Below are 25,167 nucleotides of genomic sequence, written 5' to 3' on the forward strand. Positions count from 1 at the left end.
TATCGCAACATCTGCCTCATCCGCCACGGGTGAGGCAGAATTTCCCTGTCGATACTCAGCTCAATTCAAGCACTTCAATCACCGCAGCAATTTGCTCACGCCCTTCCCCATCAATGGTTCTGAGCGGCAGTGGCACACTCGGAGAGCGAGTAAACCCGCGAAGCTCCGCCGCTGTCGCCATCACGCGAAAACTACCGCCAAATTGGCTGAACAAAGCCCAGAGCGGCTTCAAGGATTCGGAAAGGCGCGTGGCTTCACAGGCGTCACCTGACAATGCAGCTCGCGTGATGGCGAGCGCTGTATTTGGGAACAAACCGCCCATGACCGAGTACCAGGCATCGCAGCCCGCATTCATACCAAGAGCGGCAAATGCATCGTCGCTTATTCCGATAGTCACGTGACTCGGAATTAATTTTCGCAGGCGTTGCACGCGCTCCCTGGCCAGGTGCGGCGCGTCGGGGACGCCAGGGATTTTGATTGAGCTGACATTGGGTAGCTCTGCAATACGCCCGTGTAACTCATCGGTAAATTCGAAATGGGTGGTACCAGGATTGTCATAGACACATAGCGGGACTGAGATGTTGGCCGTAACCATTTCGTACATCGAAAAAACATCGTCCTGAGACAGTTTTTGATACGACACGGGTGGCAGCAACAAGGCTTGGACGCCCACGTCTTGCGCATCCTCGGCCAGCAGCAAAACGTCGCGTGTACGCAGCGCACCGATGCTCACCATCACAGGCACACCCTCCGCCGCCTCTACTGCCAACTGCGCAACTCGAGAACGTTCGGCGCGAGAAAGATACGCATAACTTCCGGTGGATCCGAGTGCCCCGATGGAATCTACTTTCGCCGCCACCAGTTGCTGGACAAGACGGGTAAAAGCATTTTCGTCCACACCCTGCTCATCCATAGGCGTCAGAGGAAATGCACTAAGGCCGGTAAACATCGTCATCACTCCTTGCAGTGATCTATGGACTATTTGGCCCCAGGACCAATCAGTGAGCTTTCGATCTGGACGCCTGGCATCATTTGCTGCAACCCTTCGATGAGTTTGTCCCCCGCTTCCGTCAAGGCTTCAAGCGGCATCGCCGGCAAACTCTCCAGAATGAACCACATGCTCTTCGCGTCAGCACCGAGACGGGTCCTGACACCTTGCCGCCAATTCCAGCGACGACAGGTCACGCCTTTGTCATCGCGCCATACAACCTCGCCGGGGTCTGGATATTCGAAAGCAGGAGCGCCCTCTTTCATGGTGTCAAAAGGCTCGGTGCCATCTGCGACTACCAGCCGTGGGGAGCCCACATACGCTTCAATGTTTTCCCCGCCAACAGGGATGGCGTACTCAATACTGATTGCGTTGTAGAGATCGACGATGGGATCCAGGCTAGGCAAGCTTCCGTCACGTAAAACCCGTTTACGCAGCGCCTCAGCTGAACAAGGCGTACGCTGCGGCTTGGCGCCGAACTTTCGGAATGTCTCCGCCCATGCGGCCAGGTGAGCTTCTCCCCAGCTTGGCCTACCTTCCTGCACAGCCTTGCAAGCACGGTCCAGGGCTGCCTGAGCAACCTCAGGATGGGTCAGTGACGCAGCTTCCACCACAATGCTCAGGGCCCTGAACTCCGGAGCCAACTCTGCAACGGCTTGATCGATCAACGGCAGTACGGACAGCATCAAAAACCTCCAGGAATCCAAATGTCATTTCATGCTAGTCAGTGACGACCAATAAAGTCAATATAATGACCAATATCATCTACTATAACGCATGTGCAGATTGACGGGGCGATTGGTAAAGGCCGAGAATCTCCACACATTTTTTCTCATGACCCTCATCAATGACCACGAATACCAGCCTGTCGACTACCCCTGGTGCTGACGCTCAAGCCGTCAGCCTGGCCGTCGCGCGCACGCTCAAACAGGCGCGCAAAGCACAGAAGATCACGTTGGATGAGCTTTCTCGCCGCTCAGGGGTGAGCAAAGGAATGGTCGTCGAAATAGAGAAATGTACGGCGAACCCCAGTATCGGCATCCTTTGCAAAATCGCCGCCGCGCTTGGCCTGTCCGTTGCAGACATCGTCAATGTGACCGAAGCCCCATCCGCCCATATCATCGACAGTCAAGACATCCCCACGCTCTGGACCGGGGACCTGGGAGGAACGGCGCGGCTTCTGGCAGGAACGTCCGGTCCTAATATGATCGAGCTGTGGCGTTGGGAAATGCACCCAGGCGAATCTTTCGCTTCACAGGGGCATCCTCAGGGCACGCTTGAGCTGTTTCATGTGGAGAAAGGCACGCTGAAATGCGTGGTAGGGGAAACAGAGCTGGTCATCCCTGCGGGGAGTTCGGCAGTGGCCAAAACCGATGTTCCCCATACCTATTCCAACGCTGGCAGATCCAAGTTGGTATTCACTATGTCCGTGACCGAGATGCATCAGTAGATAGCAGCAGGCTGGCTGTCAGTAAGCATCTGCAAAGTGGACGAACCTGCCAATTTCAAGGGGTTGTACCACTGAGCCCGATCAATTACTGCGGTGGATCACCGCCAGGGCGCGAATTCACAATTGCTCGAGCAGCGCATGTGACTGGCGGCAAAATTGGGGGCACATTTAGCGTTTTCCAGCCTTAAAATACCGTTCTAGAGCCCAGTCAAAATGTTCTTTGGCGATCCTGAAAGCCTTTAACGCCAGGTTACGCCGACGATTCACAAAGCCTGTACACGTGAATAAAACGCTGTCCTAACCAAGCCTCAATCGTCCATCAGCCCCGCGAAAGGACGTTCAACCTAACCCAGGTCGAGCAGCAAAACGACCTATCGAAGGAACTCTCCTGATGGAGCTCAGACAGCTTCAATACTTTCTTAAGATTGCCGAACACAGAAGCTTGAGCCGGGCTGCTGCTGAGCTTGGCCTGGGGGTTTCTGCCTTAAGCCAGCAAGTCAGTAAGCTGGAAAATGAACTGAGTACTCGGTTACTCAATCGCACGACCACTGGCGTGACACCGACCAGCGCCGGCATGGCGTTTCTTCACCATGCGCAACTTGCGGTAAGGCAGATAGGTAATGCGGTACATGCCGCTCAGCGAGGCCGCATGAGCGGATACGTCAGTGTGGGCCTGCCACCCACTACGGCCAGCGTTCTGGCGTTGCCTCTGATCGAGCGCATGCGCACCCGCTACCCTGACATTCAGCTGCACTTAGTGGAGATGTTATCCGGCCATCTCGCGAGCCAGCTTAACGCTCGGCAGTTAGATCTGGCGGTTGTGTTCCAAGCCGATGCCGGAAGGCGATGGCACGTCACTCCGTTGCTCGACGAAAAGCTGTTTGTCATAGCAGTCCCGACTCTGCTTGATATCCCTGAAGGCGATACCGTGCAAATTGATCAACTCGGGCATGTACCGTTGGTTATGCCCAGTGCACAGCACGGATTACGCACTAGCATAATCACGGCGTTTGAGCGCAGTGGGACAGTCCCTCACATCGTGATGGAGATCGATGGGCTAGCGACGCTGATGCAAGCAGTCAAAGCTGGACACGCGGCGACAATACAGCCAGGTGCCGCCGCCGCTCGGTTAGGGGATGCAGAACTTCGCATGGTCGAAATCTCTGACGACCACGTGGGGCGCCGCAACTTCCTAGCCAGCCTTTCGGACGACGAGCTGTCCCCTGCTGCGTTAGCCACGCGCGTCGTTCTTCTTGAGGTCAGCCGTGAGCTAGTGAATATGCACCTTTGGCCGGGGGCAAGCCTTCAACTGCCAGAGGCTCTCCATCAGGTAGGCCTTTAGTAAAAGTAAAGGCCCTGCTGCTAGCACGTTCTTTCGACCACTCAGACCTCGCATTAAGCTTCGCTCACTCACAAGGAGCACCGTGCTCCAGCCGGTTGTAGAGTCGAGTCGAGGAAAATAACAATGATTGATGTGTTAGTCATCGGAGGGGGTAATGCCGCCTTATGCGCTGCGCTGATGGCGCGGGAGGCTGGTGCGAGCGTCATGCTTCTGGAAGGCTCGCCCAAGATTTGGCGGGGTGGCAATTCGCAGCACACACGTAACCTTCGGTGTATGCATGATGCGCCGCAAGACGTTCTAGTAGACGCCTACCCGGAGGAAGAGTACTGGCAGGATTTGCTGAAGGTCACCGGCGGGATCACGAATGAAAAACTTGCCCGAATCACGATCCTTGCATCTTCCAACTGCCGAGACTGGATGCGCTCCCACGGCGTTCACTTCCAGGCGCCGCTCTCCGGCGCGCTCCATGTTGCAAGGACAAATGCCTTTTTCATGGGCGGTGGCAAAGCCTTGGTCAATGCTTATTTCCGAAGCGCTGAGCGAATAGGCGTTCAGATTCGCTATAACGCCCAGGTCACCGATATCGAGCTCAAGGACGGAAAGTTCATTGCTGCACATCTCCCTGAACGCGTGGTGGATGACGAGCATCTGCCGGCTGAACGGATCGAGGCCAAGTCCTGTGTGCTCGCTGCTGGCGGTTTTGAATCCAACCGTGAATGGTTGCGAGAAGCCTGGGGCCAGAACGAACGGGGTGAATGGCCCTCCGATAACTTTTTGATTCGCGGCACGCGTTTCAATACCGGAGTGCTACTTAAACGCATGATAGCGCTGGGCGCGGATGTCATCGGTGACCCGACTCAAGCCCACATGGTTGCGATTGATGCGCGGGCTCCTCTCTACGATGGAGGGATATGCACCCGTATCGACTGTGTGTCTCTTGGGGTCGTAGTCAATCGGGAAGGTGAGCGCTTCTACGATGAAGGCGAGGATTTCTGGCCCAAACGTTATGCCATCTGGGGTCGACTGGTCGCAGGGCAGCCCGGTCAGCAAGCGTATTCAATCATCGACCAGCAAGCTATAGGCAGATTCATGCCACCTGTGTTTCCAGGCACCACCGCTAACACACTGGCAGAGCTTGCCCGGAAACTAAACCTGCCCGTCGAGACCTTCGTTAAGACGGTGGAAGATTTCAATCAGGCATGCCAGGCAGGGACATTCGATCATACGGCGCTCGATGACTGCCACACTGAGGGCCTAACCCCTGCGAAGACTCACTGGGCGCGCCCTCTAGTTAACCCCCCTTTCTATGCATATCCGCTCAAGCCGGGGGTTACGTTCACATACTTGGGATTGGCGACTGACGAAACCTCTGCCGTTCATTTCAACGGCAAGCCTAGCCCCAACTTGTTCGTCGCAGGGGAGATGATGGCCGGGAACGTACTGGGAAAAGGTTACACAGCCGGGATTGGCATGGCCATCGGCACTGCTTTCGGTCGCGTTGCCGGGATCCAAGCCGCAGCCAGCGCAGACATTGCTTCCAAATCAGAGACAGGGGGATCTCGATATGCAGCTTTATGATCCCAAAACTGCCAACCCGTTGATTCCGGTTCTAAATGTCGATGAGACTGAAGTTCAGCGACAAATGACCATTTGCAACTCGTGCCGTTATTGCGAAGGGTTTTGCGCAGTTTTTCCAGCCATGACGCGCCGCCTGGCGTTCGGGCAAGCAGACATCCATTACTTGGCCAACTTGTGTCACAACTGCGGCGCATGCTTGCATTCTTGTCAGTACGCAGCCCCGCACGAGTTTGCAGTCAATGTTCCAAAAGCCATGGCCAAGGTGAGGGTCGATACCTATGGGGAATACGCATGGCCTAGACCATTTGGCCAGCTTTATCAGCGTAATGGGCTGACCCTCGCTGTAGCCTCGGGTATTGGCCTGGCGCTGTTTTTGTGTCTGACGCTGGCCATCATGGGCAACCTGTTCCGTGAAATGCCGGGCGGTAATTTCTACGGCATTTTCCCTCATAACACCCTTGCATTGATGTTTGGCGCCGTGTTTGGTTTCTCCATATTGGCGTTAGGGATTGGCGTGAGGCGTTTCTGGAAAAATGTGTCACCCGCCCAAGTTCCTACTTCCCTGAAGGCATCGGCAGCCATCGAGGCGACAGCCAATGTCGCTAAGCTCAAGTACCTGGACGGCGGTCATGGTGAGGGGTGCAACAACGCCGATGACAAATTCACGCTCTGGCGACGTCGCTTCCACCACTTGACGTTCTATGGCTTTCTGTTGTGCTTTGCAGCCACTTGTGTGGCCACGCTTTTCCACTACTTCCTCAACTGGTCCGCACCCTACCCTCTCTTCAGCCTTCCAGTGATTCTCGGCGTACTAGGCGGCGTCGGGTTGTTGGTGGGTCCTGCAGGCTTGTTGTGGTTGAACTTCCGGCGTGATCCCGAACACGGCGATGCGAACCATAGGCCCATGGACCGTGGTTTCATAGCCCTGCTGTTTCTGGTCAGCCTTAGCGGTCTGGCGTTGCTAGCCTGGCGGGAGTTTCCAGCCATGCCGCTGCTGCTGGCGATCCACTTAGGATTCGTTATGGCCTTCTTCCTGACGATGCCTTACAGCAAATTCGCCCATGGGATTTTTCGATGTGCGGCGCTGCTTAAGTTCTCAATCGAGAAACGCCAACCAAATCCTATCAACGCCGGGAGCGATTGAATCCGGCCTTCACGATTAGAACTCGTTTTTTCACAGAAATAACTAATGCAAGGAGACGAAATTGAAAACTCTCGAGTTTCTCACCCATGTTCGTAGCAGCTGAAGCCAACGATGCCGGCGGCCTGGCGGTGGGGGACGATAAATGTAAGGTCTCAGTAAATACACCGCTGAGTGAGCTGCAGCCGCCGGCAACAACCTGGTGAGTCAAAATGAGTAGGTCTAGATAGACTGACAGGCATTGACGGTCGTTCCAAACATCGGCAAGTCAACAGTGCCCACGGTGGTTAAGCACGCGCGGACCTAGCTCTCAATAGTTACGTATTGCGCAGGAAACGCTCGAGCACATTGTTGGTGATCATCACGGTGTAGATGTCTGCCTGCATGAGCCCATGCACCCATTCGCACGTGGCGGCGGTAAACACCTCGCCTCGACCTTTGTGGAAGTGCACCACCATGCCGGCCCCGCGGCTATGCATATCGATGCTGGCGTCGCTGAGGTCCGGCGCCAGTACGGAAGCACGAAACCGCGCATCGCCATCGCCGAGCATGAATGAATAGGCATCCTCGGACCGGCCATGCTCGGCATTGGCCGCCCAGCCCATGGCGAGGATTTGCAATCCGCAGGGCGCCCCGTCTGTGTAGAGCGGTTCCGGGAGGCCGTCGACGAAGGTGTATTCCAGGCCATCCACCTCATAGCCGAAGAGGTTGGCTTCGTCCGCGAACATATCCGCGTAGCCGAGGCCCGTCCCCTGGAACGCCCAGTGCTTGGGCCTGAAGACTGTGTAGCCGCGCGGGCTGCGCGGCGCCATGCCTCCAAAGCTGGCGTAAATCCCTCGCAGAGCATTCACCCCGAACGTCGTTGCCCCGGGGTGATTCACCCTCGGATCTTCCCAGGCCCCCGTTAGCCGATGAGGCTCGGTAGCGGCCACAGGATCGAGCGCACCGGCATCGTACTTGTAGGCCACCTGCCGCCGGCCTTCATCCTCCAGGCGAATCTGCCACATGAAATTGCCGGCGAAGCGCGCGACCTTGCCGCCCTCCTCGACAAAGGCGTCGACATGGTCACGCATTTCCCGCGTCCAGTACTCGTCGTGCCCGATGAAGACGGCGCAGGCGTAGCCCTCAAGCGCGTGGGGGTCGTGATGCAAATCGTCCTGGGTCAGGATATGCACCGTATAACCTTGCTGCTCGGCCCAGACCACAAAAGGTCTCTCGAAGGAAGCCCACCCCGCCAGCGCGTAGTACTTGGCGTAGCCGTTAAGGGAGGCCCATTCGATGAACTCATAGCGCGCCGGCCCTGGCTTGCGGGGCCGGGTCGCGTTGACGCAACGTGGCGCATCGGCCGGCAGCCACACCTGCCCTCGCGCCCAGGGGCGCTGTGCCGACAGCAACGGTGAGCGGCCACGTGGCGTGCCGGGATGAACGCCAAAGTAATGATTGGCACCGCCCCAGTCGTTATAAGCGGCCCACGTCGAGGTGGACGCGACGAGCACCAAGGCATCGGCACGCTTGCACAGCGCCTTGACGATAAACAGATGATGCCCGAGGACGCTGTCGTCGCCGTCCCGCACTTCCACTATGTAGCCACCCTGCTCGGCATCCGCCGGAATTGGCCATTGCATGAAGACAGGCCATTGGCAGCCATGCTCGTAGGCACGTTCGGGTATGGGGTGGAATCGAGCGTCAAGGCTGTCGGTGGTATGCAGCGTGCGGGCGATGGCGCCATCACGATAGATCCGCAGCCGCACGTGCGGGCGGTTCGACGACAGATACAGGCAAACCGAATCACCCGGGCTATAGGAGCGACGGTCCGAGTAGCACCAGGCGGCCGCCGGGCCCGACTCGCAAGGAACTTCGACCCAGGTCTCGCGTGCGGCCTGACGTGGGCCCGAAGTCTGGCTGACGGTCACGTTGGCGCCCGGGCGCTCACCTCGCGCAGCGGTGTTTTTGAGGTCTGTGGAATTCATTGAGTCGTACTCCTTTGATCGGCTGATTCTGCGGATCGACCAGCCAATGTGTTTACGCTGACTCGAGCGCCAGGCGCCTTGATGTGCGCAAGGTCGATGCCCGCTGTTTCGTCGATAAGAAACCCTGCCAGGACGGTAACGACGCCCAACCCGATGACATAGCTGACGTACAGATAGCCAAGGTCGGCGCCGCTGAGATAGTTGTGTAGATAAGGGGCGGTGCCGCCAAAGATCGCCACCGAAACCGACGAGACCAAACCGACGCCCTGGGCCCGTGCCTGGGTGGGCACCTGCTCGGACAGCACAGCGGGGAAAATCGCCGCGATCAGCGACCAGGCGCCCAGCCCCAGCACCTGGGCCAGGAACAGCGTCCAGGGCTCAGTGGTCACCATTATCGAAAGGGGATAGGTCAGCACGATCACGCCCAGGCCCCAGGTGATGACCATGGGCCGGCGCCCTACCCGATCGGATACCATCCCGCAGACCGGCAACCAGCACACACAGAGGAGCTGCGCGAGAAGGCTGGCCACATAGGCACCCGTGGCGTCCATGCCCTGGGCAATCGCCGTCGAAGCGCCGAACGTGACCCACGCGTAGTAAGTGACATTGGCGGCCGCTGCAAGCATGACGATGTTGCGCGCCACGCGTAGCATTTCGCCCTTGGACAGCTTGCGCGGCGGCCGCGCCAGACCCTGCTGCTCTACAAATACATGAGACTCCTGGGCGCCACGGCGCAAAAACAGCGCATAAATACCGAGTACTCCACCGATGGCGAAGCCAATCCTCCAGCCGTAGTCACCCATGGCCTGCGCCCCCAGCAGCCAAGTCAGAACTGCCGCCACGGCCGTTGCCGCCATCACGCCCAGCGTCACCCCCACATACACGGAACTTGACCATAGGCCACGGTGCTTGCTTGGGGCGATCTCGGCGACATAGGTGTAGGACACCCCTGTCTCGCCACCATGGGCGAGCCCCTGCATCAGCCGGAAAAACAGCAGCGCGCCCGACGCATACAGGCCAATGCTCTGGTAGTCAGGGATAAGCGCGATGCCCAGGCTGCTGATCGCAAGCAGCAGCATGGTGAGCACCATGATGGTCCGGCGCCCCAGTCGGTCGCTCAGCCGGCCAAACAACCAGCCGCCGACAGGGCGTGCGACAAAGCCAACCGCAAACACCGCAAGGGTCGCGAGCATCGCCGAGCGCGCATCGGTCTTGTCGAACAGGTTGCTTGCCAGGTACACCGAAAAGGTGGCGTACAGGGTCCAGTCGAACCATTCGAGCGCATTGCCGATACCTGCCGCGCGCAACGATTTGAGGCGTCCTTGGTGAGACGTCGTATTGTTCATGGAGTATCTCCTGGTGACGAACGGGATCGAAACGGTTTGGCAAACCGGATCAAAGGTGCAACGCGGGCTTGGGCTGGCGTACGCCCTGGGCGGATGGCACGCGGACACGCAGCGCAATCAGCAACGCGGCCAGCAGCATCAGCATGGCCGCCGCTACGAATACGCCTGCGCTGCCACCGAAGCTGAACACTGCACCGCCAGCAGCGGCGCCCGTGGCGATGGCCGACTGCACAGAGGCCACTACCATCCCTCCGGCACTTTCCGCCTGGTCAGGTACCGCGCTGGCGACCCAGTTCGACCACGCCACCGGCACACCGCCAAAGGCCAAGCCCCAGACCGCCAGCAGTAGCGCCTGCCCCGGCACCGAGGCCGGCAACAGCACCAGCGCCAGGGCTGCAACGCCGACCAGCGCCGGCATCAACACCAGCGTGGCCAGCGGGTGACGCTCCAGTAGCCTGCCGGCCAACAGCGTGCCGGCGAAGTTCGCCACGCCAAAACCCAACAACATCAACGACAGCCCCTGCGGGCCGATGCCAGTCGTCCCTTCAAGGAATGGCCGAACATAAGTGAACATCGCAAAGTGGCCGCTGTGCACCAGCACACAACCGAACATCCCCATGGCGATGCCCGGGCGCTGCAATACCTCGAGCACAGTGCGCAGACGTGCCGGCCGGCGCGGAGCCAGGCGCGGCAGCGTGAACGACTGGAAAGCCAGGGTCACCATGCCTACCGCCGCTGCGGCAAAAAACGCGCTGCGCCAGCCGTACAGCCCGCCCAGATAGCTGCCCAGCGGTACTGCAACGACCGTCCCGACGGCAATGCCACTGAAAATGATCGACAGCGCCCGGGGCAACAACGCACTCGGCACCAAGCGCATCGCCACCGCCGCCGCCATACTCCAGAACCCGCCAAGGGCAATGCCCAGCAAGATGCGCATCACCAACAGCACCGCGAAGCTGGAGGAAACGGCGACCAACAGATTGGAGGCGACCATCAACGTGGAAAAACCCAGCAGCACCCAACGTCGGTCGATGCCGCGGGTCAGGCCGGGCACCAGCAAGCCGGCGAACAGCGCCACCACGGCGGTCACCGTTACCGCCTGGCCAGCCAGCGCTTCGGACACCCCCAGGTCGGCAGACATCAGCGTCAACAAACTGGCCGGAAGGTACTCAGCGGTCAGTAATCCGAACACACCCATTGCCAGCGAGAAGACGGCCATCCACGCGGGCGTCGCAGGCTCTACGTCCGCACCGACGCCGCAATGGCGGTCGGATACGGTGTTACATACACAGTCAGTCATTGCACGGATCTCCCAATCTTCATGGCGAGCCGAAGTCTAGGCGCGGGAAGCTGGATGATCTATGATCGAAAATCTCTCCTTTTTGACTAAAACACCTGAATAATGCCAACAGATCAGTTTGCTCTTTCCTCGGACCTCATCAACGAGCTGTTGCGCGGCATGCGCCTGCGTGGCGTCGAATACCGGCGTATCCAGGCAGGTCCAACCTTTGGTTTGGGCTTCGCGGAAAAACCTGGGCACGCCTGGTTCCACTTCATGGCCGTCGGCAATGCCGTGCTGCGAATGGAGGACGGCAGCACCTACGCGCTGTCTGCCGGCAACGCCGTGTTCATTTCCCACGGTGCGGCCCACCAACTGTTTTCCGATCCGGACGCGCCTGTTCAAGACATCGACCGCCTGGACGGCGCGCCCTTAGGTGACACCGTCAGCGCGGTTAATACCGGAACCGATGCCAGCCCCACGCCGAGCACTATTTTGTTCAGTGGTTGCATGGAGTTTGAACTGGGCAGTATCCATGGCCTTGGCCGGCTGATGCCGGGACTGATGCTGATTGATGCCGGCGGCCAGCGTTACCCCGGACTGGTGCCGATCCTGACCACCATGGAGCGCGAGGTCAGCGCCGCGCGTATCGGCTTTGCCGGTATCCTCGCGCGGTTGGCCGACGTGGTGGCCGCCATGGTCGTTCGCGGCTGGGTGGAGTGCGCCTGCGGGAATGCCTCTGGCCTGGTCGCCGCCTTGCGCGATCCACGCTTGGCCGGTGCCCTGCTGGCGCTCCATCAACAACCGGGCCGCGACTGGACTGTTGCGCAGCTGGCCGAGCACTGCAACACCTCGCGCTCGGCCTTCGCAGACCGCTTTCAAGTGACGATTGGCATGACCCCGCTGCGCTACGTCACCGAACTGCGAATGCGGCTGGCAAGCCAGTGGCTGACGCTCGAAAGGCTGCCGATTGAAGAGGTGGCGCAGCGCTTGGGCTATACCTCCCAGGCCGCTTTCAGCCGCGCATTCAAGCGCATTACGGGCAAGACACCGGGTTTGAGTCGCAAGGTGAGGCCGCACGCTGTTACTTGAAGCCGATGAGCCTTTGACTCATTTACCCCCCGTTACGTCGAGGAATGTACCGGTAACGAAGGATGCCTCCGCGCTCGCCAGCCATAGAATCGCGCGCGCCACTTCCTCCGGCTGACCGCCCCGCCCCATGGGGATCGAGTCCTTGACACGATCCACCCGCCCCGGCTCACCGCCGCTGGCGTGCATGTCGGTATAGATATGTCCGGGGCGAATACAGTTGACCCGTATCCCTTCCCGAGCCACCTCCTTGGCAAAGCCAATGGTGAAAGTCTCCAGCGCGCCCTTTGACGCCGCATAGTCGACGTACTCATTGGGGCTACCAAGGCGTGCCGAGGCCGATGAGACATTGATCACCACCCCGCCCGGGCCGTTGTAGCGGTAAGACATGCGCTTCACCGCCTGCTGGGCACAGAGTATCGGCCCGATGGCATTGACCGCAAAGATGCGCTGCATCCGCTCGAAGCCGAGGGCCTCCAGGCGTGACTGAGGTGCGAGCACCCCGGCATTATTGACCAGTACGTCGATGCGACCGAACGTGCGGTCGATGGCCGCGAACATATCGGCCACCTGTTGTGGGTCCGCACTGTCGGCTCGCATCGCCAACGCCCGGCGCCCCAATGCTTCTACATCCGCCACCACCGCCAGCGCTGCGGACTGGTTGGCAACGTAGCTGATCGCGACGTCATAACCTCTTTCGGCGGCCAGCCGGGCGGTTGCCGCCCCCACTCCACGACTTCCACCCGTGATTAGAATCAGCGGTGCCTGCGAGACATTGACCATTAAACATTGCTCCTGAGCCGTTGGCTGTATCAGCCGATGATGAGGGTGCCGCTGGCGATCACTACGCACGCCAGTATCCGGCGGGGGGTGAGCGTCTCACCGAGAAACACATAGCCGATCAACGCCGCAAACAGCACGCTGGTTTCGCGCAATGCGGATACCGCGCCCAGTGGCGCTTCGTTCATGGCGTAAATGATCATTCCATAGGCGAGTAAAGAGACCAGCCCGCCGACCAACGCGGTCACTGTTCCAGGCCGGACGCGGAACAAGCTGCGGGTGTCGCGCAGGCCGATGTAGACCACCGGCATCAGCACGCCCCACAGCGCGCACATCCACACCGTGTAGGCAAGTGGCGCACCGGAGAGCCTGGCGCCGATGCCGTCGACCACGCTGTAGGCCGCGATAAAGCCGCCCGTTCCCAGCGCATAGGGCAGGCTGGGAACCGACAGACTGCGCCCTCTGAAGGCCAGCGAAATAATCCCGCCGGACACCAGCGCAATACCGAGCAACTCGCCAGGCGTGATGCTTTCCCCGGCAAACACGGCGGCACCCAAGGTGATCAGCACCGGCGACGATCCACGTGAAATCGGATAGATCTGCCCCAGGTCGCCGACGCGGTAACTGCGCACCAGAAACAGGTTGTAGCCCACATGCAGCAACCCCGACAGCACCGCGTAGCCCCAGCTTTCAGTTGCAGGGGGAACCATGAACGCTGCGGCGACGACACTGGCGATGGCGATGGCAATGCACATCACCGTCATGGACCACAGCCGGTCGGCGCCGCTGCGCAGCAGCGCATTCCAGCTGGCATGCAGCAGCGCGGCGAAAAGCACGAGGAGGATGAGATGAGTAGGCATGCCCCACTGTAGGCAATCCGGCGCCGGGGCTAAAGCGAAGTCTCCTCAGCGCAGCATGAGCGGAGACTCATGATTCACTCATCCGGTCGTTGGACTTTCAGTGCCTCGCTGACCAGCCATTGGCGAAAGCTGGCGATGTGCGGCTGGGATTCGATGCCCTTGGGGCAGACGAAGTAGTAAGCAAGCGGCGATGGAAGCGGCACATCAAACAGCCGCACCAAACGGCCGTCGCTGATTTCGTTCTCGACATGCCCGCTGCGCACCAATGCAACGCCCTGGCCGAGCAAAGCCGCCTCGACCGTCATGTTGGTATCGCCAAATCTGACGCTTTCCTGGAGCGGCAAATAGGCCAACCCGACGGATTGAAACCACACCTCCCACTTTGGCACCAACTCGGCGCCATCCCGAGTCAGGAGCGGGAAATGCAACAAGTCTGCCGGGCTTTGCGGCGTGCCAACGCGCCGCAGCAGTTCGGGACTGGCCACGGGAAATACCTGCTCCCCAAACAGGAACTCCGAATGCAGGCCTGGGTAATTGCCCTTGCCGAGCCTGATCGCAACATCAGCCTGACCGTGAGAGAAGTGGATGATTTTATCCGTGGTGTCCAGCGAGACCAGCAGCTCGGGATGCTGGCGAGACAGGCGCGGCAAGCGTGGCAGCAGCCATTTGAGCGCGAAGGAATAGGTGGTGCTGACGCTGAGCCGAACCCGGCCCTTTTGCTCGCGCAGATCACCCAAAGTCGCCTCCAGGCTGATGAAAAACTCCCGCACGATGGGCGCCAGCGCAGCCCCCGCTGCCGTGAGGCGTAACGCCTTGCCACGTTCAAACAGCGGCAGCCCCCAAAGCGCCTCAAGGTGTTTGAGCTGGTGGCTGACCGCGCTTTGAGTCACATGCAGTTCCTGTGCGGCTGCAGTAAACGTCGGGTGGCGGGTGGCAACTTCAAAGGCGCGCAAGGTCGCGGTAGGCGGCAGGTCTCTCATCGGGGCAGGATCCAGCGAGTTATAGGAAAAGCGCATGCATGAACGTTAGCTCATGCAGCAGCTAACTTCACTGTACCCATTTGAATCCTCGTCCTTGTTCAATCCGCGCCTACAGAAGCAGCAGCTTTGGCGAATTGACCGACGAGAGGACGCCAGCGCCCTCCCCTCGAACACCCTTTGCTCAGGCAGGTTGCACTGCTTGAGCCTTGCTCGCGTTGCCAGGGCGGATTTTGAACCAGATGGCGTACATCGCCGGCAGGAACACCAACGTCATGATGGTGCCGACCAAAGTACCGCCGATCAGTGTGTAGGCCAGCGTGCCCCAAAAAACAGAATGGGTCAGCGGGATGAATGCCAGGATGGCCGCCATCGCCGTCAGCAGTACCGGGCGGGCCCTCTGTACCGTGGCTTCGATGACTGCTTGAAAGGGATCCAGGCCTTCCTGGGCGTTGTGATGGATCTGCCCGATCAGAATCAGCGTGTTGCGCATCAGGATGCCCGACAGCGCGATCAGCCCAACCAGGGCGTTGATACCAAACGGTTGATGAAATATCAGCAGCGTCGGCACCACGCCAATAAGTCCCAGCGGTGCGGTGAAAAACACCATGATCATTGCCGAGATCGAACGCACCTGGACGATGATGATCAGCAGCGTCAGCGCAATCATGATCGGAACCAACGGCACTATCGCCTGGCCTGCCTTGCCCGACTCCTCGATTGCACCCGCTTGCTCGATCCTATAGCCGGCGGGGAGCGTGGCGATAATCGGCTGCAGTTGCTTGATGATCACACCCGATACATCCGGTGGTTGAAGGCCTTCGTCAATATCGCCACGCACGGTGATCGTCGGTGTACGGTCACGGCGCCTGAGGATCGGATCCTCCATACGCACATCCACCTCTCCGACCTGGGACAGCGGGATCCGCTGGCCCGCGGCGCCCACCAATGTAAACCCTTCAATCCGCGCAGGGTCCAGACGTATATCGCCTGCGGCGCGCCCAACCACCTGCACTGAACGAATGTCTTCACGAACCGACGTGATCGGCACGCCCGCCAGCAGGAATTGCAACTGCTGGGCGACGGCGCTGGAGGTCAGTCCAACCGCCTGCAAGCGATCCTGATCCAGGCTGAAATGCAGGGTCGGCGCCAGCGGGCCCCAGTCGCTGTTGACCGTCCTCATCAGCGGACTCGCTTGCATGACCGCGTGTACACGGCCCGCAATCTCACGCAGCTTCGTCGGGTCAGGCCCCATTACCCTGTAGGCGACGGGATAGGGTGAATACGGACCAAACACAATTTGAGTCGCCCTGACACGGGCCTCTGGGGCGAGCCCGGCAGCGACCGCCTCGCGAAAACGCAGCTTGAGGGTTTCCCGTGCCTCCTGGCTGGACGTCAGCACCACGATCTTGGCGAATGACGGATCCGGCAGTTCTGGCGCCATCGCCAGGAAGAAACGCGGCGCGCCCTGCCCGATATAGGCCGTGACGATTTTTGCCTCGTCCTGCTTTTGCAGCCAGGCCTCGACCTTTTTCGCAGTGGCACTGGTCTGCTCGATGGAGGTTCCGTAGGGCATCTGCACCTCGACCATCACCTCGGGACGGTCTGACGTCGGGAAGAACTGCTTCTTCACCAGGCCCATGCCCAGGACGGCCACGACAAACAGCGTGATAACCGTACCAGCCACCAGCCACTTGAGTTCGATGACCCGGGTCAGGACCCGGCGGAAGCGGTTGTAGCGCGGGGTATCGTAGATAGCCGCATGCCCACCCTCTACCTGCTTGATGTCTGGCAGCAACTTCACGCCCAGGTAAGGGGTGAAAGCCACTGCGACAACCCAGGAAGCGATCAGAGCAATGCCCACGATCCAGAACATGTTGCTGGTGTACTCGCCGGCAGTGGACTGGGCGAAACCGTTGGGCATGAAGCCAACCGCCGTTACCAGTGTGCCAGAAAGCATCGGCGCGGCCGTATGACTCCAGGCATACGCAGAGGCTTTGATCCGGTCGTAGCCCTCCTCCATTTTCACGACCATCATTTCGATAGCAATGATGGCGTCATCTACCAGCAACCCGAGCGCCAGGATCAATGAACCGAGGGTAATACGGTCAAAGTTCTTTCCGGTGGCCGCCATCACCACAAACACGATCGCCAGTGTCAATGGCACGGCAGCTGCGACCACGACGCCCACACGCCAGCCCATGCTGAGGAAGCAAACAAGCATCACCACGAGCAGCGCGACAAAAAACTTGACCATGAACTCGCCAACGGCCGAGTCGATGTTGACGGCTTGATCGGTCACCTTGGTCAGCGTCATGCCCAGTGGCATGCCTTCATTGATCCTGGTCGTCTCGGCGTCCAGCGCCTTGCCCAGGTCCAGGCCGTTCCAGCCTTCGCGCATGATGACCCCCAGCAGCAGGGCCTCTTCTCCGTTACTGCGCACCAGAAAGGTTGCCGGATCTTCATAGCCACGTTCGACAGTGGCCACGTCGGAGAGCTTGAGCGTGCGCCCCTGAACCACAATCGGCGTGTCACGAATCTTCTCCAGCTTATCGAAGGCGCCGTCCAGGCGGAGGAAGACTTGCGGCCCATTTGTTTCAATCGAACCGGCGGGCGTGAGCACGTTTTGGTTATTCAGCGCGGCAAAGATGTCCTGAGGCGCAATGCCCAGGGTGGCCAACCGATCATGGGAGAACGAAACAAATATTCGCTCGGCTTGCTCACCGATGATGTTGACCTTTTTCACGCCCGGCACATGCAACAGTTGCTGGCGCAACGACTCAGCATCACGCACCAGCAGCCGCTGCGGCTCGCCTTTGGCTTTGAGGGCGAACAGCGCAAACGTCACGTCCGAATACTCGTCGTTGACCAAGGGCCCGATTACCCCCGCCGGTAGCTTGGTGGCTTCGTCGTCGAGCTTTTTGCGTGCCTGATAAAACTCTTCCTGCACCTGTGAGGGTGGCGTGCGGTCCAACAACGACACCATGGTGAAAGCAAGACCGGGCCGCGTATAGGTTTCCGAGCGGTCGTACCATTTCAATTCCTGCAGGCGTTTTTCAAGTGGCTCTGCGACCTGGTCCTGCATTTCCTGCGCAGTAGCCCCCGGCCAGGCAGTAATGACCGTCAACTGCTTGACCGTAAACGGTGGATCCTCCGCACGCCCCAGTTGGAAGAACGCCAGGGTGCCCGCAACCGCGATCAGAAAGATCAGGAATACCGTAATGGATCGCTCACGAACGGCGATCGCAGAAATATTAAAGCGGCCTTCGCTCATGGATGACTCCCGGCAACATGGGCGTCATCCTGCTGGGGCACTCTCACGTCCTCTCCATCGCGCAGCAGATGGGCGCCTAACGCGACGATCTGCTCACCGACCTTGAGATCGCCTGCCACGCGTGCGGCATCGTCGCTCAATCCCAGCACCTGAACAGGACGCCAGCTCACCTTTGCCGGCGAGCCTGCGATCACCCACACACCGGTGCCATTGCCCGGGTCATAAAGGGCCGCGATGGGGACTTGCAGCACCTGCCCGTGCGCGGCGCCTTCTGCGATCCCCAGCGTGACCGTCGAACCTATCGGGGCATTGGCCAGCGCGCCCTCAAGCACATATCGCGCCTCAAACGTGCGCGTCACTGGGTCGGCAGAGTCAGAAAGCAGCCTGAGCTTCGCTGTAACAGCCCCTGCGGTACTGCCGTAAAGCGTCGCTTGCGCGCTGGATCCGGCTGCAGGACGCAATGTCTCGGGCAGATGCACGATGGCTTCGCGCTGGCCTGCACGGGCCAGTCGAACCACGGGCTGCCCCGGGCTGACGACTTGCCCGGGCTCTGCGAGTGTTTCCACCACGACACCGTCGGAATCCGCAAATAACACCGCGTAACCGGAAGCATTGCGGGCGACATCGGCCTGGGCTTGTGCGGCGCTGAGCTGCGCCTTTGCGCTATCCGCTGCGGCCTTGACCTGGTCGTAGGCCGATGCAGAAACAGCCCCTGCGGCGACGAGGTCGCGATATCGCGCCTCGTCATCGGTTGTCTGCCTGGCGCGGGCCCTGGCGGCGGTGACCGACTCTTGCTGTGCTCGCGCCTGCAACCCCAGGTCGATAGGGTCAAGGCGCATAAGCGGCTGACCGCGTTTAACGCTCTGGCCGGTATCGACCAGCCGCTCGAGGATCTTGCCGGAGACCCGAAAGCCAAGATCGCCCTGCACGCGGGCCGCCACTACTCCCGTGAATGAACGTGACGTCTCCGATGAGCCCTCAACCGTTCCGGGCCTTACCAGAGGAGCCTGCATGCGCGGATCGTCAATGTTGGATGAGTCACCACACGCCGTCAGGACGAGAGGCAACAAGCAGGCTGCAATGGGGATGGGTCGGAGCCGGAGCATAGGTTCCCTTATTGAATAGAAAGAACAGGGATCATATATTCAGACCGGTGACCATTATTGTCAACGGTCACAAACGAGATTTCAAACGACACAGAAAGATGCACTACCCCGCTACGTGACCGCTCATAACCTCGTTGCAACAAGACTGGGTTGATGCAGGACCGCATACTCCAAAGCAGCACATGACGGAGATGAACGATATTTTTCAGTCATATCTGAATTTAGCCTAGAGGCCTCAATTGACAGAGAGTGACCATAAAGTAATATGGTCACAAATAATGTTCGATTCAAGGAATCCCAATGCGCTCCTTCCGCCCTGCTGCTTTTTTGATCAGCGCCAGCTTGATGACAGGTTGTGCGGTCGGTCCGGACTATCGCCGTCCGGACGCCCCGCTCCCGGATCGTTACCTGGGTCAGTCTTCTGTCGAGCAGAGACCAGGAGCGACGCCTGCCAGCCTCGTCATCTGGTGGGAAGGCTTCGGTGATCCACTGCTCGCCGACTTCGTCGCCAAGGCACTTGAACAGAACCTCGATCTTGCGCAGGCCCAGGCGCGAGTCGCGCAGGCGCGGGCAGGACTAGGCGCCGCCAATGCCGCTTTATGGCCCTCGGGAAACATCAGCGGCCAGGCCGCCCGCGCCTACCAATCAGTCGAGACGCCACTCGGCCAGGTACTGAACTCAACCCCCGGCTATGATCGCTATGGCAGTTCCTACGAGGCCGACCTCAATGCCAGCTGGGAAGTGGATGTCTTTGGCGGCCTGCGACGCGGACGCGAGGCGGCACTTGCCGAGTACCAAGCTTCCGAGGCAGGCGCCGCGGCCACACGACTGGCCATTGCCGCACAGACTGCGGATATCTACATCACTGTCCGCGGACTGCAGGCTCGGCTGGACATCGCGAATCGACAAGTCAAAACCCAGCAGGGGCTGCTGGAGAAAGTCCAATTGCTCTACAGCAAGGGACTTGCCGCCAGCTATGAGGTTCGTCAGACCGAGGGGGCTTTAGCACAGGTCCAAGCCACCGTACCGGTCCTGCAGACCGGTCTGGATGCGGCCATGAATTCACTCGATGTCATGCTCGGCACGCCACCCGGTACTCATCGCACGCAACTTGCCATGGTCGCAAGCATTCCGGCAGCGCCGCAGTTAAAGGCCATGGGAACGCCAGCCGACTTACTGCGCCGCAGACCTGACCTCATTGTCGCCGAGCGCCGCCTTGCCGCCTCAAACGCACGCATCGGGGAGGCGATTGCCGAGTACTACCCTAAGTTCTCTCTGAGCGCATTACTGGGGAGTGCGACGGCTGTATCGGCAGGCAATCTTTTTTCCGGCGGCGCCAGTCAATCGTCAGGCGTACTGGGGCTGCGCTGGAGACTCTTCGACTTTGGCCGCATCAACGCCCAAATCGACCAAGCCAAGGGACAGGAAGCCGAATCCCTGGCCGCTTACCGTCAGTCTGTGTTGCGCGCCACCGAGGATGTCGAGAACGCGCTCTCCTCACTGGTGAATCGGGACGCCCAAGCGTCCACCCTCATTGGAGGCGAGACGTCTCTGACGCAAGCGCGCCAATCGTCGTTCACTGCTTATGAGAAAGGCACGGCCAGCTTGATTGACGTCCTGCACGCTGACGAGACCCTGCTTCAGGCTTCCGACGCTCGGGCGCAGGCACAAACCGAATCGGCACGCGCGGCAGTCGCCGCGTTCAAGGCGCTGGGTGGCGGCTGGCAGCCCTCGGATAGCCGACTGACGAGCCGATGACACCGATGGTTTTCGAGATTCAAACAAGGGGTATGCAAGATGGCAGTGAAAGAAAATTCATGGGTGCTCATTACTGGAGCCTCCAGCGGATTCGGCAAGGAATTTGCCCGACAGTACGCCGCAAAAGGGAAATCGCTGATTCTGGTGGCCCGCAGGCTGAACGAGCTTGAAGCACTCGCGGACGAATTGCGTAGTCGTTTCGACGTCGACGTGATGGTGCAGCAAGCGGATCTTTCATCGATAAATGTGATTATCGATCTGCATCGGCGCCTGCATGACAGCAATACGGTGGTCGATGTCCTGATCAACAATGCGGGTTACGGCTTGCAGGGAGCATTCCTGGATGAGCCCCTGGAAAGCTCCCTGGCGATGATCGACCTGGACGTCGCCAGCCTGACCGCCATCACTCGTCTGTTTGCAGAGGATATGCGGGCCAGGCGCAGGGGGCATATCTTGATGACGGCCAGCCTGCTGTCCTACCAGGGCGTGAAGAGCTTTGCGGTTTACTCTGCCGCCAAGGCTTACGTACTCAGATTCTCCGACGCCCTGCATCGTGAGCTCAAACAAGACGGTGTGGTGGTCACAGCGCTTTGTCCAGGCATGTCGGATACCGGGTTTGCAGCAAGTGCCAAACAAAAGATAACACCGGTCTTGAAGAGGGTCATGATGCAACCCGAGCCTGTAGTGCGAGCGGGGATACAAGCGTTGCACGCAGGCCGCATGAGCGTCGTGCCGGGCTTTGGCAACAAAGCAATTGCGGTCTTGACCTGGGCCACACCCCGTCGACTTCACCAGGGCCTGATGTCGCGCGTAATGGGTGTTTGAGCGGGCCAGGCAATGCCTCCGACGACGGATACCTGATCCACTAGGTATCCGCTCTCAGGCCACGCAGTGAGTCAGAATCGATAGCTGACAGAAGTGCCCAAACCGCTCGCGCTATTTTTATACTTCGAGCTGTAGGCGCCTCTTGAGGCGGATACGTCATTGACCTGCACGCTTTCCTCCCATAGGTAGGAATACGCCACATCGATCGTGACATTCTCTGCCGGCGTCCACCCTGCCCCGACACTGATGACTTTCCGGTCACCGGTAGGGATTCGCGGCCCACGGTTGACGTTGTTGGCGGGGGACTGATCAACCGAGAAGCCGGCACGAAGAACCCACTGATTGTTCAGCTTATACGCCGTGCCGATAGCGTGCGCCCACGTGTCGTGCCAGTTCTGCTCCTCGGTAATACGACTCAGCGTTCCGCTCAACGCCGCAGGCAAACCACTGTTTTCGAACACCAATTCCTTGAAGCGACTCCAGCGCGTCCACGTACTGCCCAGGTAGAGCGTCCAGTCACTGTTGAGTTGATGAGTCACGGAAAAATCGACTGATTCCGGGGTGTCCACATCCAAGGACGCGTCATAGCTCGTACCGCTTACACCCAGCACACTGAAGATGCCGTCGGTGAGCTTGGTCTTGGCATCCAGCCGGTAGCTGACCTTGGAGTGATAGGTCAGACCCAACCGAGTTCGATCTGTCGCTTGCACTAGAATACCCGCGTTAAACCCAAGCGCCGTGTCATCACCGGTGCTTTTGAGTTTTCCGTCATTGCGGCCGGGGCTGAGTGGATTGAGCACCATCCCGGAAAGCTCACCACTGATACGGTTGATGGTCGGTCCGAAACCGATCGAGACCTTGTCGTTGAACGCATAGCTGATGGTGGGCTGAAACGTAAGGGTCGTGACCTCACTTTTGTTGGCGTAGTAGCGGCCGGCGAACCCACTGCCATAATCGGTCATTAGCCCAAACGGCACATAGAAACCCACACCGAACGCCCAGTGCTCATCGATGGGTTTGACGTAGTAACCCATGGGCACTGTGGTGGTCGGCACCATGTCCCCGTCCTCCTGCCCCCCGAATGTGCTGCGCGTCTGGCTTATATGGGCCTTTGCGAAAAGCGTTGCCGCCCCGACGCTGGCCTGCTCTTTTTTCAAGCGAGACATACCGGCCGGATTACCGAAGACGGTACTCGCATCTTCTGCAGATGAAGAACGGCCGGCAAATCCGGAGCCCATCCCACTGATGCTTTGTTCATTGAGAGCGAAACCGCTCGCGAACAGTTGTGTCGACGAGAGGGCAACAGCAAGGCCAAGCGGGGTCCTGCGCAGTATTTTTTTCATTATTAGGACTCGATAGATCATCGGGATAAAGCGGTAGAGAGCGTCACGCCGAGCGCGGGCTACCGGGAGGGGCCGCTGCGCAGCGTTACGAAGATCGTGCGCGCCGCGGCGATTCCTCCAGGATAGGTACAGCATATTTATTCATATGACTATTTATGTCAATAGTCACCAATTCGACAAATGAACATGCGTGGCTAGGCGGCAAATGCTGCGCGGATAATCCACTCAGTTACCTGGTGAGGTTTGATACATGGCTGTGAATGTGGGGATCAGGCCCCGGATTCGAGTTAATACCGCGCCCCGGAAAAGGGTGTCCACCTGGATCGGTGTTCACCATCATCTCAGCGTTGATATCAGAGCAAAGTGATAGAGATGATTAGCGCAGGCTCACGGCATCAAGCTACGCAGAATGAGATTTGAGGTGAGGACCGGAGCCAGCTCGACGAAGTCAAGGTTGTATTGCAAAAGCAACGGATTGACGAAAGGGCGCAGCGCAAGGTGGATCGAATCGACTGTTTCGTCCAAGGGTGTTTTGCGTTCAAATTCGCCGATCTCTCGGCCTTCACGCACAATCTGCAACACGAAGTCCCTGACCAAGGCGTCATATTGCTGAGCGCAGGGCCAGTTCTCAGACGCTGCAAATGCGGCGATGTCATAGAGCTTTCGATCACTGAAGAACAAATTCACCCCGGTAGCGATCAACGTTTTCACCAAACGTCGAAAACGTTCGGTCGGCGAGATGTCCTCTGCATTAATGGCCTGTTCTACGGCCGCGATGATTTCCGCCAGGCAATTGCCACAGATAGCCTCACCAATCGCCTGCTTGGAATCAAAAAACTTGTAGATGTACGCCTTGGAAAACCCGATCGCTTTCGCCAGGTCGGAAACCGTAGTTTTGCTATAGCCGTATTGACTGAAGTGCTGATTGGCCGCCGCGACGATCTGATTCCGGATCTCATGATCGGCTGGGCCACGGATGCTGGGGGAAGCTATGGATGTCTTGTTCATGCGAGCTAGCTTACGCATCCGAAAAGCGCTTGACAACGAGTGACCAAATTATACTTTTGTCACAAGCTCGCAATGATCAGGGTTGGTTTCAGGTCAATTGTCTCTACGCGGAAGGCCAAGCACCTCCCCTATCACTCCCTGTCAGCTTGCCGGATTGCGTGCCATGACGATCCACGTCGCGCCGTCGATCATCACCGACCGCTCGCCGGGGAGGCCCTCGAAGGCGGCGCGAACCGCGGCCCAGGCGCGGGCTCGGATGGCGTCGGGCTGATCAGCGAGCACAAGCGCCAGCGGGCCACCCTCGAATGCCATCTTCACCGCGTCATCGATCGCCGCGTCCCGCGTCACGCCCTCGCCGAACGGGATGGAAGCATCGAAGGGCGTGCTGGTGATATCGGTGAAGCCGGCCGCTGTCAGGATGCGTGCCACGCGCTCCCGGTCGCCAAACGAGAATGGGCCGGGCGCTTCGGGATCGGGCCGTGCGGTCAGCGGGAGGATGCCCTTGAGCGCGCCCATCGGCAGGCGCACCCAATCATTCTCGGCCACACCGCGCCAGCAGACGAAAGCGACCCGCCCGCCCGGCCGGAGCGCGCGTCGCATATGGGCGAACGCCCCTATCGGATCGTCGAAGAACATCACCCCGAAACGCGAGAACAGGAGGTCAAACGCGCCCTCGGGCAACTCGGCGCTGCTGGCATCGGCTACCCGGAACCGGGCCGGCGTATCCGGTGGCGCCAGCGCACGCGCGCGGCCGATCAGTGGTTCGGATATGTCCACGCCCAGCACATGGCCGCCCGCGCCGACGCGGGCGGCCAGAGCCAGGCTCGACGCGCCCGCGCCGCAACCGACGTCAAGCACGCGTTCGCCTGTGGCGGGCGCGGCGGCGTCGATCGCGGCCTGGCCGAATACCGCAAACATGGCGTCGAGCCGGGCCTGGTTAGCGGCCCAGTACTCTCCGCTTTGGCCATTCCAGTCGGCAACCTGATAGGCATTTTGCTCTGTCATGACATCTCCTCGTTTTGATTCGTTTTTAACCAGGCCGTGCAAAAGCCG

20 protein-coding genes are annotated in these 25,167 nt (G+C 59.5%); 7 read left to right on the forward strand and 13 right to left on the reverse strand.

Going from position 1 to position 25,167, the window contains the following annotated elements:
• Positions 1-55: 55 nt before the first annotated feature.
• Positions 56-949 carry a dihydrodipicolinate synthase family protein gene (locus BB029_RS27440; RefSeq protein ID WP_065941595.1) on the reverse strand — a complete coding sequence of 298 codons (894 nt, stop codon included), beginning with the start codon at positions 947-949 and terminating at the stop codon, positions 56-58.
• A 29-nt stretch (positions 950-978) separates the two neighbouring features.
• The gene (locus BB029_RS27445; RefSeq protein WP_065941596.1) at positions 979-1,674 is read right to left on the reverse strand and encodes a B3/4 domain-containing protein; all 696 of its coding nucleotides are present in this window, start codon (positions 1,672-1,674) and stop codon (positions 979-981) included.
• Between the two features lie 161 nt (positions 1,675-1,835).
• Between BB029_RS27445 and BB029_RS27450 the strand changes: the two genes are divergently transcribed.
• The 4 genes from BB029_RS27450 to tcuB all read left to right on the forward strand — a co-directional run bounded on the left by BB029_RS27450 (position 1,836) and on the right by tcuB (position 6,502).
• A complete protein-coding gene (locus BB029_RS27450; protein ID WP_065941597.1) occupies positions 1,836-2,438 on the forward strand; it encodes a helix-turn-helix domain-containing protein in 603 nt (200 codons plus the stop codon).
• 391 nt (positions 2,439-2,829) lie between these two features.
• Positions 2,830-3,780 carry a LysR substrate-binding domain-containing protein gene (locus tag BB029_RS27455; protein WP_065941598.1) on the forward strand — a complete coding sequence of 317 codons (951 nt, stop codon included), beginning with the start codon at positions 2,830-2,832 and terminating at the stop codon, positions 3,778-3,780.
• 123 nt (positions 3,781-3,903) lie between these two features.
• Entirely contained in the window at positions 3,904-5,358 is a 1,455-nt protein-coding gene (tcuA, locus tag BB029_RS27460; RefSeq protein WP_065941599.1) for an FAD-dependent tricarballylate dehydrogenase TcuA, read from the forward strand.
• A complete protein-coding gene (gene tcuB / locus BB029_RS27465; protein ID WP_065941600.1) occupies positions 5,345-6,502 on the forward strand; it encodes a tricarballylate utilization 4Fe-4S protein TcuB in 1,158 nt (385 codons plus the stop codon). Before tcuA ends, tcuB begins: the two co-directional genes overlap by 14 nt.
• A gap of 314 nt (positions 6,503-6,816) precedes the next feature.
• On the opposite strand, the gene BB029_RS27470 is transcribed toward tcuB, so the two are convergent.
• Genes BB029_RS27470 through BB029_RS27480 form a run of 3 tightly spaced genes read right to left on the reverse strand, consistent with a single transcriptional unit; the run spans position 6,817 to position 11,115 of the window.
• Positions 6,817-8,469 (reverse strand): N,N-dimethylformamidase beta subunit family domain-containing protein, encoded by a 1,653-nt coding sequence (locus BB029_RS27470; RefSeq protein ID WP_083236499.1) that lies wholly within the window; start codon positions 8,467-8,469, stop codon positions 6,817-6,819.
• Positions 8,466-9,815 carry an MFS transporter gene (locus BB029_RS27475; RefSeq protein WP_065941601.1) on the reverse strand — a complete coding sequence of 450 codons (1,350 nt, stop codon included), beginning with the start codon at positions 9,813-9,815 and terminating at the stop codon, positions 8,466-8,468. The genes BB029_RS27470 and BB029_RS27475 overlap by 4 nt, the downstream gene beginning before the upstream one ends.
• 49 nt (positions 9,816-9,864) lie before the next feature.
• Positions 9,865-11,115 (reverse strand): MFS transporter, encoded by a 1,251-nt coding sequence (locus BB029_RS27480; protein ID WP_065941602.1) that lies wholly within the window; start codon positions 11,113-11,115, stop codon positions 9,865-9,867.
• 102 nt (positions 11,116-11,217) lie between these two features.
• Here BB029_RS27480 and BB029_RS27485 point away from each other — a divergent pair, with 102 nt between their 5' ends.
• A complete protein-coding gene (locus tag BB029_RS27485) occupies positions 11,218-12,186 on the forward strand; it encodes an AraC family transcriptional regulator (RefSeq protein ID WP_065941603.1) in 969 nt (322 codons plus the stop codon).
• 18 nt (positions 12,187-12,204) lie between these two features.
• Here BB029_RS27485 and BB029_RS27490 read toward each other — a convergent pair whose 3' ends face one another.
• The 5 genes from BB029_RS27490 to BB029_RS27510 all read right to left on the reverse strand — a co-directional run bounded on the left by BB029_RS27490 (position 12,205) and on the right by BB029_RS27510 (position 19,180).
• Entirely contained in the window at positions 12,205-12,966 is a 762-nt protein-coding gene (locus BB029_RS27490; protein ID WP_065941604.1) for an SDR family oxidoreductase, read from the reverse strand.
• Positions 12,967-12,995: 29 nt separating this feature from the next.
• Entirely contained in the window at positions 12,996-13,823 is an 828-nt protein-coding gene (locus tag BB029_RS27495) for a DMT family transporter (RefSeq protein WP_065941605.1), read from the reverse strand.
• A gap of 74 nt (positions 13,824-13,897) precedes the next feature.
• Positions 13,898-14,803: a transcriptional regulator GcvA gene (gene gcvA / locus BB029_RS27500; RefSeq protein ID WP_065941770.1), complete on the reverse strand. Its 906-nt coding sequence runs from the start codon at positions 14,801-14,803 to the stop codon at positions 13,898-13,900.
• 181 nt (positions 14,804-14,984) lie between these two features.
• On the reverse strand, positions 14,985-18,074 hold the full coding sequence (locus BB029_RS27505; protein ID WP_065941606.1) for an efflux RND transporter permease subunit: 3,090 nt from the start codon (positions 18,072-18,074) through the stop codon (positions 14,985-14,987).
• Entirely contained in the window at positions 18,071-19,180 is a 1,110-nt protein-coding gene (locus BB029_RS27510) for an efflux RND transporter periplasmic adaptor subunit (RefSeq protein ID WP_065941607.1), read from the reverse strand. The genes BB029_RS27505 and BB029_RS27510 overlap by 4 nt, the downstream gene beginning before the upstream one ends.
• Positions 19,181-19,480: 300 nt before the next feature.
• Between BB029_RS27510 and BB029_RS27515 the strand changes: the two genes are divergently transcribed.
• Positions 19,481-20,938, forward strand: a complete 1,458-nt coding sequence (locus BB029_RS27515; RefSeq protein ID WP_065941608.1) for an efflux transporter outer membrane subunit — start codon at positions 19,481-19,483, stop codon at positions 20,936-20,938.
• A gap of 39 nt (positions 20,939-20,977) precedes the next feature.
• A complete protein-coding gene (locus BB029_RS27520) occupies positions 20,978-21,763 on the forward strand; it encodes an SDR family oxidoreductase (RefSeq protein ID WP_065941609.1) in 786 nt (261 codons plus the stop codon).
• 71 nt (positions 21,764-21,834) lie between these two features.
• Here the strand turns inward: BB029_RS27520 and BB029_RS27525 are convergent, their stop codons facing one another.
• The 3 genes from BB029_RS27525 to BB029_RS27535 all read right to left on the reverse strand — a co-directional run bounded on the left by BB029_RS27525 (position 21,835) and on the right by BB029_RS27535 (position 25,119).
• A complete protein-coding gene (locus tag BB029_RS27525) occupies positions 21,835-23,106 on the reverse strand; it encodes an OmpP1/FadL family transporter (protein WP_065941771.1) in 1,272 nt (423 codons plus the stop codon).
• Positions 23,107-23,493: 387 nt separating this feature from the next.
• Complete coding sequence (locus BB029_RS27530; RefSeq protein WP_065941772.1) at positions 23,494-24,114, reverse strand: TetR/AcrR family transcriptional regulator; 621 nt, start codon at positions 24,112-24,114, stop codon at positions 23,494-23,496.
• A gap of 141 nt (positions 24,115-24,255) precedes the next feature.
• On the reverse strand, positions 24,256-25,119 hold the full coding sequence (locus BB029_RS27535; RefSeq protein WP_065941610.1) for a class I SAM-dependent methyltransferase: 864 nt from the start codon (positions 25,117-25,119) through the stop codon (positions 24,256-24,258).
• Positions 25,120-25,167 lie beyond the last annotated feature (48 nt).

The organism is Pseudomonas sp. S3E12, from assembly GCF_001702295.1.
Classification (GTDB): domain Bacteria; phylum Pseudomonadota; class Gammaproteobacteria; order Pseudomonadales; family Pseudomonadaceae; genus Aquipseudomonas; species Aquipseudomonas marginalis.

Bases quoted from the DNA above. Each gene is read 5' to 3' on its own strand.
- BB029_RS27535 (WP_065941610.1), bottom strand. From the start codon at position 25,119: ATGACAGAGCAAAATGCCTATCAGGTTGCCGACTGGAATGGCCAAAGC.
- BB029_RS27510 (WP_065941607.1), bottom strand. From the start codon at position 19,180: ATGCTCCGGCTCCGACCCATCCCCATTGCAGCCTGCTTGTTGCCTCTC.
- BB029_RS27480 (WP_065941602.1), bottom strand. From the start codon at position 11,115: ATGACTGACTGTGTATGTAACACCGTATCCGACCGCCATTGCGGCGTC.
- BB029_RS27505 (WP_065941606.1), bottom strand. From the start codon at position 18,074: ATGAGCGAAGGCCGCTTTAATATTTCTGCGATCGCCGTTCGTGAGCGA.
- BB029_RS27475 (WP_065941601.1), bottom strand. From the start codon at position 9,815: ATGAACAATACGACGTCTCACCAAGGACGCCTCAAATCGTTGCGCGCG.
- BB029_RS27525 (WP_065941771.1), bottom strand. From the start codon at position 23,106: ATGAAAAAAATACTGCGCAGGACCCCGCTTGGCCTTGCTGTTGCCCTC.
- BB029_RS27495 (WP_065941605.1), bottom strand. From the start codon at position 13,823: ATGCCTACTCATCTCATCCTCCTCGTGCTTTTCGCCGCGCTGCTGCAT.
- BB029_RS27515 (WP_065941608.1), top strand. From the start codon at position 19,481: ATGCGCTCCTTCCGCCCTGCTGCTTTTTTGATCAGCGCCAGCTTGATG.
- BB029_RS27450 (WP_065941597.1), top strand. From the start codon at position 1,836: ATGACCACGAATACCAGCCTGTCGACTACCCCTGGTGCTGACGCTCAA.
- tcuA (WP_065941599.1), top strand. From the start codon at position 3,904: ATGATTGATGTGTTAGTCATCGGAGGGGGTAATGCCGCCTTATGCGCT.
- tcuB (WP_065941600.1), top strand. From the start codon at position 5,345: ATGCAGCTTTATGATCCCAAAACTGCCAACCCGTTGATTCCGGTTCTA.
- BB029_RS27490 (WP_065941604.1), bottom strand. From the start codon at position 12,966: ATGGTCAATGTCTCGCAGGCACCGCTGATTCTAATCACGGGTGGAAGT.
- gcvA (WP_065941770.1), bottom strand. From the start codon at position 14,803: ATGAGAGACCTGCCGCCTACCGCGACCTTGCGCGCCTTTGAAGTTGCC.
- BB029_RS27485 (WP_065941603.1), top strand. From the start codon at position 11,218: ATGCCAACAGATCAGTTTGCTCTTTCCTCGGACCTCATCAACGAGCTG.
- BB029_RS27530 (WP_065941772.1), bottom strand. From the start codon at position 24,114: ATGAACAAGACATCCATAGCTTCCCCCAGCATCCGTGGCCCAGCCGAT.
- BB029_RS27440 (WP_065941595.1), bottom strand. From the start codon at position 949: ATGTTTACCGGCCTTAGTGCATTTCCTCTGACGCCTATGGATGAGCAG.
- BB029_RS27445 (WP_065941596.1), bottom strand. From the start codon at position 1,674: ATGCTGTCCGTACTGCCGTTGATCGATCAAGCCGTTGCAGAGTTGGCT.
- BB029_RS27520 (WP_065941609.1), top strand. From the start codon at position 20,978: ATGGCAGTGAAAGAAAATTCATGGGTGCTCATTACTGGAGCCTCCAGC.
- BB029_RS27470 (WP_083236499.1), bottom strand. From the start codon at position 8,469: ATGAATTCCACAGACCTCAAAAACACCGCTGCGCGAGGTGAGCGCCCG.
- BB029_RS27455 (WP_065941598.1), top strand. From the start codon at position 2,830: ATGGAGCTCAGACAGCTTCAATACTTTCTTAAGATTGCCGAACACAGA.